General features: G+C 73.6%; 11 protein-coding genes. 5 read left to right on the top strand and 6 right to left on the bottom strand.

What is annotated here, in order from left to right; translation table 11 throughout:
* Positions 1-37: 37 nt before the first annotated feature.
* The 3 genes from ABTZ91_RS18635 to ABTZ91_RS18625 are packed head-to-tail and all read left to right on the top strand — an operon-like array spanning position 38 to position 4838.
* Entirely contained in the window at positions 38-2014 is a 1977-nt protein-coding gene (locus ABTZ91_RS18635; RefSeq protein ID WP_352078249.1) for a beta-galactosidase, read from the top strand.
* Positions 2011-4263, top strand: a complete 2253-nt coding sequence (locus ABTZ91_RS18630; RefSeq protein WP_352078248.1) for a glycosyl hydrolase family 95 catalytic domain-containing protein — start codon at positions 2011-2013, stop codon at positions 4261-4263. The genes ABTZ91_RS18635 and ABTZ91_RS18630 overlap by 4 nt, the downstream gene beginning before the upstream one ends.
* Entirely contained in the window at positions 4242-4838 is a 597-nt protein-coding gene (locus ABTZ91_RS18625; protein ID WP_352078247.1) for a 3'-5' exonuclease, read from the top strand. The genes ABTZ91_RS18630 and ABTZ91_RS18625 overlap by 22 nt, the downstream gene beginning before the upstream one ends.
* On the opposite strand, the gene mmsB is transcribed toward ABTZ91_RS18625, so the two are convergent.
* From mmsB to ABTZ91_RS18595, 6 genes are all read right to left on the bottom strand, one after another.
* A complete protein-coding gene (gene mmsB, locus ABTZ91_RS18620) occupies positions 4835-6064 on the bottom strand; it encodes a multiple monosaccharide ABC transporter permease (protein ID WP_352078246.1) in 1230 nt (409 codons plus the stop codon). The two genes, ABTZ91_RS18625 and mmsB, sit on opposite strands and share 4 nt — an antisense overlap.
* Before the next feature lie 9 nt (positions 6065-6073).
* The gene (gene mmsA, locus ABTZ91_RS18615) at positions 6074-7633 is read right to left on the bottom strand and encodes a multiple monosaccharide ABC transporter ATP-binding protein (protein ID WP_352078245.1); all 1560 of its coding nucleotides are present in this window, start codon (positions 7631-7633) and stop codon (positions 6074-6076) included.
* On the bottom strand, positions 7630-8739 hold the full coding sequence (chvE, locus tag ABTZ91_RS18610) for a multiple monosaccharide ABC transporter substrate-binding protein (RefSeq protein WP_352078244.1): 1110 nt from the start codon (positions 8737-8739) through the stop codon (positions 7630-7632). The genes mmsA and chvE overlap by 4 nt, the downstream gene beginning before the upstream one ends.
* Positions 8740-8742: 3 nt before the next feature.
* Positions 8743-9714, bottom strand: coding sequence for a hypothetical protein (locus ABTZ91_RS18605; protein ID WP_407077979.1), 972 nt, complete (start codon positions 9712-9714; stop codon positions 8743-8745).
* 207 nt (positions 9715-9921) lie between these two features.
* Positions 9922-10878: an alcohol dehydrogenase catalytic domain-containing protein gene (locus tag ABTZ91_RS18600; RefSeq protein ID WP_352078243.1), complete on the bottom strand. Its 957-nt coding sequence runs from the start codon at positions 10876-10878 to the stop codon at positions 9922-9924.
* 260 nt (positions 10879-11138) lie between these two features.
* Complete coding sequence (locus ABTZ91_RS18595; protein WP_352078242.1) at positions 11139-12293, bottom strand: mandelate racemase/muconate lactonizing enzyme family protein; 1155 nt, start codon at positions 12291-12293, stop codon at positions 11139-11141.
* A 206-nt stretch (positions 12294-12499) separates the two neighbouring features.
* Here ABTZ91_RS18595 and ABTZ91_RS18590 point away from each other — a divergent pair, with 206 nt between their 5' ends.
* Both ABTZ91_RS18590 and ABTZ91_RS18585 read left to right on the top strand, forming a co-directional pair.
* The gene (locus ABTZ91_RS18590; RefSeq protein ID WP_352078241.1) at positions 12500-13273 is read left to right on the top strand and encodes an IclR family transcriptional regulator; all 774 of its coding nucleotides are present in this window, start codon (positions 12500-12502) and stop codon (positions 13271-13273) included.
* Positions 13270-14121: an SMP-30/gluconolactonase/LRE family protein gene (locus ABTZ91_RS18585; RefSeq protein WP_352078240.1), complete on the top strand. Its 852-nt coding sequence runs from the start codon at positions 13270-13272 to the stop codon at positions 14119-14121. Before ABTZ91_RS18590 ends, ABTZ91_RS18585 begins: the two co-directional genes overlap by 4 nt.
* Positions 14122-14180: the final 59 nt, after the last annotated feature.

Below are 14180 nucleotides of genomic sequence, written 5' to 3'. Positions count from 1 at the left end.
TCGCCGCATTCGTTTCTCTCCGAGAGGAAACCGATCCGTGCCAGGACTGTCCGACGTCACCCGCGGCCGCATCCTCTTCGGCGGCGACTACAACCCCGAGCAATGGCCCGAGGAGACCTGGCTCGACGACGTCCGCCTCATGAAGGAGGCCGGCGTCAACTCCGTCACCGTCGGCGTCTTCTCCTGGGCCCGCATCGAACCCGCCCCAGGCGCCCGCGACTTCGGCTGGCTCGACCGGCTGATGGACCTCCTGCACGCCCACGGCATCGGCGTCGTCCTCGCCACCCCCACCTCCTCCCCGCCGCCCTGGATGGGCCGCCTCCACCCCGAGACCCTGCCCAGGGACGAGGACGGCCGCACCGAATGGTGGGGCTCCCGCCAGCACTTCTCCCACTCCAGCGCCGTCTACCGGCGCCACGCCGCCGCGATCACCGAGGACCTCGCCGCCCGCTACGCCGGCCACCCCGCGCTCACCATGTGGCACATCAACAACGAGTACTGCACCCACGACTACGGCGACCAGGCCGCCGCCACCTTCCGCCGCTGGCTGCGCGAGCGCTACGACACCCTCGACGCCCTCAACGAGGCCTGGGGCACCGCCTTCTGGAGCCAGCACTACGGCGACTGGGAGGAGATCCTGCCGCCCCGCCGCGCCCACTACCTCAAGAACCCCGCCCACGTCCTCGACTTCCGCCGCTACACCTCCGACCTGCTCCTGGAGTGCTACCGCGCCGAACGGGACATCGTCCGCCGCCACACCCCCCACCTGCCGGTCACCACCAACTTCATGCCCTTCTTCGCCGGCCAGGACGGCTGGCGCTGGGCCCGCGAGGAGGACCTGGTCTCGGTCGACGTCTACCCCGACCCCAAGGACCCCCTCGGCGGCCAGTACAACGCCATGATCGGCGACCTCACCCGCTCCCAGGCCGGCGGAGGCCCCTGGATGCTGATGGAACAGGCCGCCGGCGCCGTCAACTGGCGGGGCGTCAACCACCCCAAGCCGCCCGGCCTCGGCCGGCTCTGGTCCCTCCAGGCCGTCGCCCACGGCGCCGACGCCGTCTGCTACTTCCAGTGGCGCCAGTCCCGCCAGGGCGCCGAGAAGTTCCACTCCGGCATGATCGGCCACCCCGGCGAGCGCGCCCGGGGCTTCCGCGAGATCACCCGGATCGGCGCCGACCTCGCCCGCCTCGGCCCCGAGGTCGAAGGCAGCCGCACCCGCGCCGACGTCGCCGTCCTCCACGACTGGCACTCCTGGTGGGCGGGAGCGCAGGACGGCAGGCCCTCCGCCCTCCTCGACCACGCCGAGACCGTACGGGCCTGGCACCGCGCCCTGTGGGAGGAACACCTCACGGCCGCCTTCGCCCACCCGGCCGACGACCTCACCCCGTACCGGCTCGTCGTCCTGCCCCACCTCTACCTCCTCGACGACACCGCCGTCGACAACCTCGTCCGCTACGTCCACGGCGGCGGCCACCTCGTCTGCGGCTTCTTCACCGGCGTCGCCGACCAGGACGACCGGGTGCGCCCCGGCGGCATGGACGCCCGGCTCCGCGCCCTCCTCGGCATCGACCTCGTCGAGGAGTGGTGGCCGCTGGACGAGGGCGAGCGGGTCGACTGCGGGGAGTTCCGCGGCAGCGTCTGGTCCGAGGAGCTGCGGGCCGCCCCGGGCACCGAGACGCTCGCCGCCTACCGGGGGGGCGAGCTCGACGGCCGGCCCGCCGTGCTCCGCAACGGCCGCGCCCGGTACCTGTCCACCCTCCCCGAACCGGCCGCCCTGCGCGGCCTCCTCGCCGCCGCGGCCCGCACCGCCGGCGTCCGCCCCGCCCTCGACGGACTCCCCGACGACGTCGAGGCGGTCCGCCGCGGCGAGCTGCTGTTCCTCCTCCACCACGGCCGCGCGGAGACCGTCGTCCGCCTGCCGGGCCGCTACGACGACCTGCTCACCGGCACGCCCGTCGAAGGCTCCCTGCGCCTCGGCCGCCACGGCGCCGCCGTCCTCAAGGAGCGCGCGTGACCCACGGGACCTGGGAACCGACCCCCGCCGCCCGCTGGGAGGACGCCTTCCTCGCGGGCAACGGACACCACGGCGCCCTCGTGTACGGCGACCCCGCCGACGACCGCGTGATCGTCACCCACCACCTCCTCGTCCGCCCCGTCCACGCCCCCGGGGACACCCGGCCCCCACGCCTCGCCGACCGGCTCCCCGCACTCCGGGACCGCCTCCTCGCCGGGGAACCGGACGCCGGCGACACCTTCACCGACGGCCGGCCGCTGCTCCGTCCGCGCCCCTTCCACCCCGCCTTCCAGACCCGCCTCACCACCCCCGCCGGGCCCGCCCGCGGCCCGTACCGGCGCGCCGTCGACTTCGCCACCGGCGTGGTGACCGCGACCCACGGCCCGCGCCGCAGCGACGTCTTCGTCTCCCGCGCCGACGACGTCCTCGTCCAGCGGATCACGGTGCCGGGGGAGCGGACCGAGCTGCGCCTCGACCACCGCCTCCCCGGCGCCCCCGCCGACCTCACCGTCGCCCACGACGTCCACCGCACCCCGTACGGCGCCCTGCTCACCCTGCGCGCCGGCTACGGCGGCCACGGCGCCGGCAGCGGCTACACCGGACTCACCCTCGCGCTCGCCGACCGTGGCACGCTCACGCCCGGCCCGACGGGCGTACGCTGCGAGGGCGCCCGGGAGCTCCTGCTGCTGACGAGGGTGATCCCGCACGACGGACGCCCCGGCCTCGACGGCGCGGTGGCGGCGCTCGCCGCCCTGCCGCGCGGCACGCCCGCCGCCACCCACGCCCGGCTGCTCGACCGCCATCTCGCCCTGCACCGCACCGCCTACCGGCGCGTCACGCTCGACCTCGACGCGCCCGCGGAGGAACGCGCCCTGCCCGGCTCCGAGCTGCTGCGCCACCCCGGCAGCCCCGCCCTGCTCGAACGGCTCTTCGCCGCCGGCCGCCACCACCTGCTCTCCTCCGCCGGGCTGCTGCCGCCCCGGCTCACCGGTCTGTGGACCGGCGACTGGGACACCGCCTGGTCAGGCGCCTTCACCCACGACGCCAACCTCGGCCTGCAGACCGCCTCCGCCGTCGCCGCCGACCTGCCCGAAGCGACCGGCGCCCTGCGCGACCTGATCCTGGGACAGCTCGACGACTGGCGCGACAACGCCCGGGAGGTCTTCGGCACCCGCGGCGTCGTGGCACCCGCCCACACCGACGGCGTCTCGGGACACGCCTACCACTTCAGCCGGGAATACCCGCTGCACGTATGGACCGCGGGCGCCGACTGGCTGCTCAAACCGCTCGTCGACCACGCCGAGACCCACGGTGTCCGCGACCCCGAGGTCACCGCCGTCCTCGCCGAAGTCGCCCTGTTCTACGAGGACTTCCTCGTCGAGACCGGGCCGGGCGGGCGGCTCGCCGTCGTCCCCTCGTACTCCCCGGAGAACCGGCCCGTGGGCGGTGGCTGGGCCGCCGTGGACGCCACCATGGACCTCACCGCCGCCCGCCACGCCCTGCTGACCGCCGCCGACCACCACCCCGGGCCCCGCGCCGACCGGTGGCGCGCCCTCGCGGGCCGGCTGCCCGCTTACCGGATCAACGCCGACGGGGCCCTCGCCGAATGGGCCGCGCCCGGCCTCGGCGACCGCTACGACCACCGCCACCTCAGCCACCTGTACGCCGTGTGGCCCCACGACGAGATCAACCCCTACGACACCCCCGCCCTGGCCCGGGCCGCCCACCGCGCCCTCGCCCTGCGCGGCGCCGAGAACTCCTCCGCCCACGGCCACCTCCACCAGGGCCTGATCGCCGCCCGGCTGCGGGACCCGGAGCGCGTCGGCGCCGCCCTGCACCGGCTGCTGACCGGCCGCTACTTCCACGCCTCGCTGATGAGCGCGCACTATCCCGACCTCGACGTCTACAACGCCGACGCCGCCCACACCCTGCCCGCCCTCGTCGTCGAGACGCTCCTCCAGTCCTCCCCGGGCCGCCTGGTGCTGCTGCCCGCACCTCTCGCCGCCCTCCCCTCCGGCCGGCTGACCGGCATCCGCACCCGGTTCGGCGCCACCGTCGACCTCGCCTGGTCCCCCCGGGGCGGCACCGCCGTCCTCCGCCCGGACCGCACCGTACGCCTCGGCCTGCGCACACCCGACGGAGCACGCCCGCTCGACCTGCGCGCCGGCGAGGACCGGGTCGTGAAATTCGGATGCCCCCGGCCCGCCCGTGTCCCTAGCCTTCCGCCATGGACAGCGGACCCGCCCTGATGAACGTCATCGACGTCGAGGCCACCTGCTGGGACGGGCAGCCCCCGCCCGGCGCGGTGAGCGAGATCATCGAGATCGGCCTCACCGTCGTCGACCTCACGGCCCGCCGCCGCGTCGCCCGGCACGGAATCCTGGTACGGCCCGCCCGATCCGAGGTCAGCGCCTTCTGTACCGAACTCACCGGCCTCACCCCGGCGGACGTCGCGACCGGCGTCACCTTCGCCGAGGCCTGCCGGATCCTCGCCGACGAGCACGACGCCAGGCGGCGCCCCTGGGCCAGCTGGGGCGACTACGACCGCAAGCAGTTCGACGGGCAGTGCCGGGCCACCGGGACGCCCTACCCGTTCGGCCGCCCCGCCGAGCGCGGCCACACCAACGCCAAGGCCGTGTTCACCGAGGCGTACGGGCTGCGGAAGCGCCCCGGCATGGCGGGCGCCCTGAAGATCGCCGGGCTGCCGCTGGAGGGACGTCACCACCGGGGCGAGGACGACGCCTGGAACATTGCCGCCCTCGTCCTCGACCTGGTGGGCCGTGGGGCCTGGCCCGCCGAGGAGCCCGTCCGGCGGGGCTTCTAGCGGCCCGCCCGGCGCTTGTTCCAGACGTCGAAGCCGACCGCCGCGAGCAGCACCAGGCCCTTGATGACCTGCTGGTAGTCGGTGCCGACACCGACCAGCGACATGCCGTTGTTGAGGACGCCGAGGACCAGACCGCCGATCACGGCGCCGGTCACCTTGCCGATGCCGCCGCTCATCGACGCCCCGCCGATGAACGCGGCCGCGATCGCCTCCAGTTCGAAGGTGAGTCCGGCCTGCGGCGTGCCGGCGTTGAGCCGGGCCGCGTAGACGCAGCCGGCGAGCGCCGCGAGCACCCCCATGTTCACGAACACCAGGAAGGTGACCCGGCGGTCCTTCACGCCGGACAGCTTCGCCGCGGCCTTGTTGCCGCCCAGCGCGTACACGTGCCGGCCGATGACCGCGTTGCGCATCACATAGCCGAGGCCGACCAGCAGCACGCACATCACGAGAAGGACCACCGGCACGCCGTGGAAGCTCGCGAGGGTGAGGGTGAAGGCGACGACGGCCGCCGTGATCGCCACGCACTTGAGCACCCACAGACCGGTCGGCAGCGGGTCCAGCTCGTACTCCGCCCGCCGCCTGCGGTCGCGCGCCTCGCGCACCAGCAGCGCCACGACCGCGAGGAGGCCGAGCAGCAGCGTGGGGTTGTGGTACTGCGTGTAGGGGCCCATCTCGGGCAGGAAGCCCTTGGCGATGTTCTGGAAGCCCTCGGGGAACGGGGCGAGCGAACGGCCCTCCAGGAAGATCTGGGTGAGACCGCGGAACAGCAGCATCCCGGCGAGCGTCACGATGAACGACGGGATGCCGAGATACGCGATGAAGTATCCCTGCCAGGCACCCGCGGCCGCCCCCACGAGCAGCGAAAGCAGCAGGGCGAGCACCCAGGGCATGTCATGGCGGACCATGAGGACCGCGGCGAGCGCGCCGACGAACGCGGCCAGCGAGCCCACGGACAGGTCGATGTGACCGGCCACGATCACGATCATCATGCCCATGGCAAGGATGAGGATGTAGCTGTTCTGCTGGATCAGGTTGGAGACGTTGTTCGGCAGCAGCAGCGTGCCGTCGGTCCATATCTGGAACAGCACGACGAGGAAGGCGAGCGCGACGAGCATGCCGTACTGGCGCATGTTCGCCCGCAGCCCGGCGACGAGCAGCGCGCCCGCGGACGGGCGGTCCGGCCGCCCGACGGGGGTGCCTTGCGCGGAAGGGGTCGTGGTCGTCATGTCGGGGCCTCAGCTTCCGCTCAGGGTCATATGGCGCATCAGGGTTTCCTGGGTGGCCTCCGCGCGGGCGACCTCGGCGGTCAGCCGGCCCTCGGCCATCGTGTAGATCCGGTCGCACATGCCGAGGAGCTCCGGCAGCTCCGAGGAGATGAGCAGCACCGCCCGCCCCTCGGCGGCGAGCCGGTCGATCACCGTGTAGATCTCGTACTTGGCGCCCACGTCGACACCGCGGGTCGGCTCGTCGAGGATGAGCACCTTCGGGTCGGCGTGGATCCACCGCCCGAGGACCACCTTCTGCTGGTTGCCGCCGGACAGCCGGCCGACCTCCTCCAGGACGGTGGGCGTCTTGATGTTCAGCCCGGTGCGGAAGTCCTCGGCGACCCGCCGCTCCCGGTGCTCGTCCACCCTTCCGCGCCGCGTCATCCGGTGCAGCGAGGCGAGCGAGATGTTGCGGTGCACCGTGTCGACCAGGTTCAGGCCGTACCGCTTGCGGTCCTCGGTCACATAGGCGAGACCCGCCGCGATCGCCTCCGGCACGCTCGCCGTGCTGGTCTCCCGGCCGTCGACCGCCACCGTGCCGGCCGTGTACCGCCCGTAGGAGCGCCCGAACAGCGACATCGCGAGCTCGGTACGGCCCGCTCCCATCAGCCCCGCGATCCCCACGATCTCGCCCCGGCCCACCGTCAGCGACACGTCGTCGACGACGGTGCGCCGCCGGTCGAGAGGGTGACGGACCGTCCAGCCGCGCACCCGCAGCGCCTCCCGTCCCGCGTCCGCGCCCGTGTACGGGGTCCGCTCGGGGAAGCGCCGGTCGAGGGCCCGCCCGACCATGCCCCGGATGATCCGGTCCTCGGAGACGTCCGGCGCGGCGTCGGGCGTCGCGCGGACCGTGAGCGTCTCGACCGTCCGGCCGTCACGGAGCACCGTCACGGTGTCGGCGACGCGCCGGATCTCACCCAGCTTGTGCGAGATGACGACACAGGCGATGCCCTGGGAGCGCAGCTCCAGGACGAGTCCGAGCAGGGCCGCGCTGTCGGCGTCGTTGAGGGCGGCCGTCGGCTCGTCGAGGATGAGCAGCTTCACCTCCTTGGCGAGCGCCTTCGCGATCTCCACCAACTGCTGCCCTCCGACGCCCAGTTCGGACACCGGCGTGCCCGGATGCTCGCGCAGCCCGACGCGCCGCAGCAGCCGGCCCGCCTCGCGCAGCGTCCCGGGCCAGTCGACGATCCCGCGCCGGGCGCGCTCGTTGCCCAGGAAGAGGTTCTCGGCGATCGACAGATGCGGGACCAGCGCCAACTCCTGATGGATGATCACGATCCCGTGGCGTTCGCCGTCCCGGATGTCACGCAGCGCGAGCGGCCTGCCGTCGAAAAGGATCTCGCCCTCGTAGGAGCCGTGCGGATGGACCCCGCTGAGCACCTTCATCAGCGTGGACTTGCCCGCCCCGTTCTCCCCGCACAGGGCGTGGATCTCGCCCGGCCGGACGGTCAGCTCCACCCCGTCGAGCGCCCGCACCCCGGGGAAGGTCTTGGTGATCGACCGCATCTCCAGCACCGGCGGCCGGCTCATGAGAGCTGTCCCGCGGTGAAGTAGCCCTCGCGGACCAGGAGCTGGGTGTTGGTCCGGTCGATGCTGACCGGGTCCAGCAGGTACGCCGGGACGGTCTTCTTCCCGTTGTCGTAGTCCTTCACGTTGTTGACCTCCGGCTCCCGGCCGTTCAGGACGGCGTCGCCCATGGCGACCGCCCGGGCGGCGAGCTTGCGGGTGTCCTTGAAGACGGTCTGGGTCTGCTCCCCGCGCATGATCGACTTGACCGAGGCGAGTTCGGCGTCCTGCCCGGTGACCACGGGCAGCGGGTGCCCCGGCGTGCCGTAACCGGCGCTCCGCAGGGCGGAGATGATGCCGATCGAGATCCCGTCGTACGGGGAGAGGACCGCGTCGACGCTCTCGGCGCCGTAGTTCTTGCTGATCAGGTCGTCCATCCGGCGCTGCGCGGTGCCGCCGTCCCAGCGCAGGGTGGTCGCCTGGTTCATCCGGGTCTGCCCGCTGCGCACGACGAGCTGCCCGCTGTCCAGGTACGGCTGGAGCACCTTCATGGCGCCGTTCCAGAAGTAGCGGGTGTTGTTGTCGTCCGGGGAACCTGCGAACAGCTCGATGTCGTACGGCTTCGTGCCGGTCCGCGCCGGGGCGCCGAGCCGCAGCTTGTCGACGATGTAGCGGGCCTGGAGCTCCCCGACCCGCTCGTTGTCGAAGGAGGCGTAGTAGTCGACGTGCTCGGTACCCATGATGAGCCGGTCGTAGGAGATCACGGGGATGCCGGCGTCGTGGGCGCGCCGGAGCACGTCGGTGAGGGCCGCGCCGTCGATCGCGGCGATCACCAGGAGCCGCCGGCCCTTGGTGATCATGTTCTCGATCTGGGCGATCTGGTTCTCGACCTTGTCGTCGCCGTACTGCAGGTCGGTCTGGTAGCCGGCCTTGCGGAACTGCTCCGCCATGTTCTCGCCGTCGGCGATCCAGCGCTCCGACGCCTTGGTCGGCAGGGCGAGGCCGATCGTGCCGCCCTTGCCCTTGTCGGGCTGGTAGCGGCTGCCGCCCCGGGCCTCCTGGCCGCAGCCGGCGAGCAGCGTGGTGAACAGGGCGGCGGCCGCGGCGGCGCGCAGCGTACGGGTGCGCATGGATCAGTTCCCTTCGGTCGCGGGGAATCGGCGGAGCTCGCCGGGCAGCCGGGAGCCGAGCGGCGACATGCCGCCGCCGGCGCCGTGCCGGGCCAGCAGGTCGAGGACGAGCCGCCCGCGCCGCACCCGCTCGCGCGCGGTGGCGAGGGCGTGCTCGCGCAGATGGGCGCCGTACGGGTAGATGCCGGCCGCCCGGCTCAGGCCGAACTTCAGGTAGAGCGGCGCGCCGCGCCGGATCAGCTCGGCCGTCTCGTACATGCGGACGTAGCCGCCGAGATCGTCCGGTGCCTCCACATAGAGGTCCATCGGCGCGCGGCTGACCCGCCGGATCTCCGTGAGATGGGCGAGCGCGAGGTCGGAGGGCACGTTGAGCGAGTCGGCGCCGAGCCGCTCGTACAGCGCGTACGAGGCCGGGTTGACCGGGCCGATCAGCGCGGACACCTTGAACGTGGTGTCGGCGGGCAGCACTCCCTCCGTCCGCAGCCGGTGCAGCGTCCACAGCACGCCCTCGTCGGCGACCAGCAGACAGCGCACGCCGAGCTCCGTGGCGCGGACGGCGTCCTCCACGCACCCGGCGAGGCCGTCGTGGCCGCGGGCCCGCAGCCCGGCCCCGCCGGAGTCGGTGCGGGTGGCGGCACCGATGTCCCAGGTGCCGCGCGGCCCCGTGAACAGGCAGAGCTCCACGGAGCGTTCGGCGCAGGCGTCCACCATCTCGGTGATCTCGTCGTCGGTGAGCATCCACACGCCGCTGCCCTGGCTGATCCGGTGCACCGGCACGTCGAGCCGGGTGCTCTCCTTCAGGACCTCGGCGAGCGCTTCGGGGCCCTCGACGGACGGGATCTCCGTGCGCCAGGTGCCGCCGTCGGGGAAGGTGTGCGGGGAAGTGTCGGCGGTCTCGGCCGCGGGGACGGGATGGCCGATCCGGGCGAGTGCGGCGGCGCCGGGCCGACGCGGTGGTGCGGGCAGAGCGGTCACGGGAGGACCCTTCTGTTCGATATGTCGGACGTTGTTCGCGAGTGGGGCGACGAGGAGGCACCGGCCCACGGCGTACGGCTGCACGGGGGTGTCGGTCGCCCAGGGGCACCGGCTGTACGCGGGTGTCGGTCGCCCACGGCGGTACGCGGCCGTACGCGGGTGTCGGTCGACCACGGTCCACGGTCGTACGCGGCCGGTGCCGCCCCCTCAGGGGCGCAGCAGCACCTTGCCGGTCCCCGGATCGCCGCCGCCCACCAGGGCCAGGGCCTCCGCGAACCGCTCCAGCGGGAACTCGTGGCTGATCAGCGCCGCCGGATCGAGCAGACCGTCGCCGAAGGCGGCCACCGCCCCGGCCCAGTCGGCGGACGACGCCCCGAAGACGCTGCGCACCTGAAGCTGGCTGACCGAGAGGTGGACCGGGTCGATGCCGACGGCCCCCTCCGCGAACATCCCGGTGAGCACCACCCGTCCGCCCCTGCGGGCGAGCAGGCACGAGGACGCGGCCGTGGTCGGGGCGCCGGCCGTCTCCACCACCAGGTCGAAGCGGCCGTGCGCCGCCCGCTCCGCCTCGCCAGGGACCAGCAGCTCGGTCGCGCCCTGCCGCAGCGCCTGCTCCCCGCGGGCCGCCCGGGGCTCGACCACGGCCAGCGCGGCGGGCGAGGAGGCGGCGAGCAGCTGGACGGCGAGCAGGCCGAGGGTGCCGGCGCCGACGACCGCGATCCGCTCGCCGGGCCGCGGCCGGCCGGCCCGTACGGCGGCGGAGACCACGGCGGCCGGTTCGAGCAGCGCGGCGGCGCGCAGATCGGACCCGTCGGGCAGGAGGTGGAGCAGCCGGGCGGGCACGACCACGTGGTCGGCGAAGGCGCCGGGCTCGGTGAACCCGGTCTCCGCGTACCCGCCGGTGCACAGGCTGGTCTCCCCGCATCGGCACCGCTCGCAGTCGCCGCAGCTGCGGAAGCCCTCGGCGACGGCCTTGCGGCCGACGAGCGCCGGGTCACCGCCGGGGCCCACCGCCTCGACGGTGCCCGACCACTCGTGGCCGGGCACGACCGGGTAGCGGACGTAGCCGGGGGCGCGGTGTCCCTCGTACAGCTCGCGGTCGCTCAGGCAGATGCCGGCGGCGGCCACCCGCAGTCGCACCTCGCCCGGACCCGGTTCGGGCACCGGGCGCGTCACCAGGAGGTGTCGGCCGGGCTCGGGGACGAGGACCGCGCGGCTGACGGCCGGGCCCGGTGCCGGCGCCGCATCGGAGTCCGGCGCCGAATGCGGTCCCGGTGCCGAATCCCGGCCCGGTGCCGAATCCGGTCCTGGTGCCGGTGCCGGATGCAGGCCCGGCGTCGAACCCGGGCCCGGCGTCGAACCCGGGCCCGGAGTCGAATAACCCGGCACCGGCCCCGCGGCCGGGGACGTCCTGGTGCCGCCGCTCACTTCGGGGCCCTCCGCTCCCAGCCCTCGGCCCACAGGTCGAAGTGGGCGCGCTGCTGCGGGAATTCGGCGGCGGCGTCCACGTCCAGCTCGACGCCGAGGCCCGGGGCGTGCGAGATCTCGAAGCAGCCGGTCTCCGGGTCGACCCGGGGCGCGCCCCGCACGATCCCGGTGATCTCCGCGTCGGCGAAGTCGTTGAAGTGCTCCAGGATCTTGAAGTTCGGGGTGCAGGCGGCCAGTTGCAGGGAGGCGGCGGTGAGCACCGAACCGCCCACGTTGTGCGGGGCGACCATGACGTAGTGGGTCTCGGCGGTGGCGGCGAGCTTGCGGGTCTCCAGGATGCCGCCGATGTGCCCGAGGTCGGGCTGGATGATGTCCGCCGCCTGGGACTCGAAGAGCTCGCGGAACTCGATCCGGTCGTGGATCCGCTCCCCGGTCGCGATCGGCAGGTCCACCTTGTCGGCGACCTTCTTCAGCGCCTTGAGGTTCTCCGGCGGCACCGGCTCCTCCAGCCAGGCCGGCCGGAACGGGGCCAGCTCGCGGGCGAGCCGTACGGCCGTGGCGGGGGAGAAGCGCCCGTGCATCTCCAGCATCAGCTCGGTGTCCGGGCCGATGGCGTCGCGGACCGCCTCGATCAGGGAGACCGCGTACCGGGAGCGCTCGGCGTCCAGTTCGAGGTGGCCGTTGCCGAACGGGTCGATCTTCAGGGCCCGGTAGCCGCGCGCGACCACCTCCTGGGCCGCCTTGTGGTAGGCCTCCGGGGTGCGCTCGGTGGTGTACCAGCCGTTGGCGTACGCCTTGACGCGGTCGGTCACCTGTCCGCCGAGCAGCTGCCACACGGGCACGCCGAGGGCCTTGCCCTTGATGTCCCAGCAGGCCGTCTCGATCACGGCGATGCCGGACATGACGATCTCGCCGGCCCGGCCGTAGTCCCCGTACTTCATCCGCCGGACCAGGTCCTCGACCGCGAACGGGTCCGATCCTGCGATGTGGTTGGCCTCGGCCTCGCGCAGGTAGCCGATCAGCGCGTCGGTGTGGCCGAGCATCCGGGTCTCGCCGACTCCGGTCAGGCCCTCGTCCGTGTGGACGAGGACGTAGGTGAGGTTCCTCCAGGGCGTTCCGACGACATGGGTGGTGATTCCCGTGATGCGCACGGCAGATGCTCCCTGATGTTCGAGTGATGCGATATGTTCGAGATATCGTCACGCGTTCGAAATGGTGGCGCGACCGTACGCAGCCGTCTCCCGGGTGTCAATGGTCCGCGCGGCCATTGCCCGCGAACCCCCGCCTGGTTAGCCTAAGTTCGTCATACCGACCAACGGTCGGGATATCGAACGGACAGAGGGGCGGGTGGACGGCCATGGGGCGTCTCGTACCGGCGGTGACCAGGGCATTCGACATACTCGAACTGTTCCTCCAGAGCGACGACACCCTCTCCGCCCCGGAGATCACCCGCAAGCTCGGACTCCCGCGCACCACCACCCACGAACTGCTCACCACCCTCGCGGCCCGCCACTACCTGGCCCTCGTGCCGGAGCAGCCCGGCCGCTACCGCCTCGGCGTCCGCACCCACCAGCTCGGCAGCCGCTACGCCGAACAGCTCGACCTCGCCGCCGAAGGACGGCGCGTCGCCCAGGAGATCGCCGAGACCTGCGACGAGACCGTCCACGTCGCCGTCCTGGAGGACCTGGACGTCATCTACATCGCCAAGGTCGACTCCACCCACGCCGTCCGCATGGTCTCCGCCGCCGGCCGCCGCCTCCCCGCCCACTGCACCTCCGTCGGCAAGATGCTGCTCGCCGCCCTGCCCGAGGCAGAGCTCGACGCCCGGATCGACGGCCGCGAACTCGCCGCCATGACCCCGAACAGCATCACCGACCCCGCCGCCCTGCGCGCCGAACTCGCCGCCGTCCGCGCCCGCGGCACCGCCACCGAGCACCGCGAGTCCAACCCCGACGTGTCCTGTGTCGCCGCCCCCGTACGGGACGGCTCCGGGCGGGTCGTCGCCGCCCTGTCCATCTCCGTCCCCGTGATCCGCTGGAGCGAGGAGCGCGAGACCGAACTCACCACGCTCGCCGCCCGGGGCGCCGCCGACCTGTCCCTGCGCCTCGGCCACCGGACGGCCCGGCGATGAGGCCGCCGGCCCCCGAGGTCGCCGTGCGGACGGACGCCGCCCTCGGCGAGGGCCCCACCTGGGATCCGGCCGGTGCCCGGCTGATCTGGGTCGACATCCTCGCCTCCCGCGTCCACCACCACGACCCGACGACCGGCGCCGACCACGTGACGGACGTCGGCCAGCACGTCGGCGCCGCGAAACCCCGCGCCGGCGGCGGACTCGTCGTCAACCTCAGGGACGGCGTCGGCCGCTACGACCCCGACGGCACCTTCGCCTGGCTGTGGCACGACCCCGTGCCCGGCCGCCGCGGCAACGACGCCGCCGTCGCCCCCGACGGCAGCCTGTGGGCCGGCACCATGCGCTACGACGAACGCGAGGGCGGCGGCGACCTCCGCCGCGTCGCCCCCGACGGCAGCACCAGCCCGCTCCTGACCGGAGTGAGCGTCAGCAACGGCATCGGCTGGAGCCCCGACCACCGGCTCGCGTACTACATCGACAGCCCCACCCGCCGGATCGACACCCTCCGCGTCGAGGACGGCCGCGTCGTCGAACGACGCCCCTTCGCGACCGTCGCACCGGACGCCGGCTTCCCCGACGGCCTCACCGTGGACGCCGAGGGCTGCGTCTGGGTAGCCCTCTGGGACGGCGGCCGGCTCCACCGCTACACCCCCGCCGGCACGCTCGACCGCACCCTTGCGCTGCCGGTGCGCCGGCCGACCGCCTGCGCCTTCGGCGGCCCCGGGCTGCGCGACCTGTACGTCACGACCGCCCGCACCGGCCTCGCCGACCCCGAACCGCTCGCCGGCTCCCTGCTCGTCCTCCCGGACATCGGAGAGGGGCTGCCGGCCACGCCGTTCGCCGGCTGACCGACAGCCCGCGTACCGGGCGTCAGGGGCGGAGGGCGCCGCGCGGGTCCCGGTCCCGC

Source organism: Streptomyces sp. NPDC126499 (assembly GCF_040302485.1).
Lineage (GTDB): Bacteria > Actinomycetota > Actinomycetes > Streptomycetales > Streptomycetaceae > Streptomyces.
This window is presented reverse-complemented; position numbering and strand designations above follow the sequence as displayed.

Coding starts and splice junctions, on each gene's coding strand:
- ABTZ91_RS18625 (WP_352078247.1), top strand. CDS start 4,242: ATGGACAGCGGACCCGCCCTGATGAACGTCATCGACGTCGAGGCCACC.
- mmsA (WP_352078245.1), bottom strand. CDS start 7,633: ATGAGCCGGCCGCCGGTGCTGGAGATGCGGTCGATCACCAAGACCTTC.
- ABTZ91_RS18585 (WP_352078240.1), top strand. CDS start 13,270: ATGAGGCCGCCGGCCCCCGAGGTCGCCGTGCGGACGGACGCCGCCCTC.
- mmsB (WP_352078246.1), bottom strand. CDS start 6,064: ATGACGACCACGACCCCTTCCGCGCAAGGCACCCCCGTCGGGCGGCCG.
- ABTZ91_RS18590 (WP_352078241.1), top strand. CDS start 12,500: ATGGGGCGTCTCGTACCGGCGGTGACCAGGGCATTCGACATACTCGAA.
- chvE (WP_352078244.1), bottom strand. CDS start 8,739: ATGCGCACCCGTACGCTGCGCGCCGCCGCGGCCGCCGCCCTGTTCACC.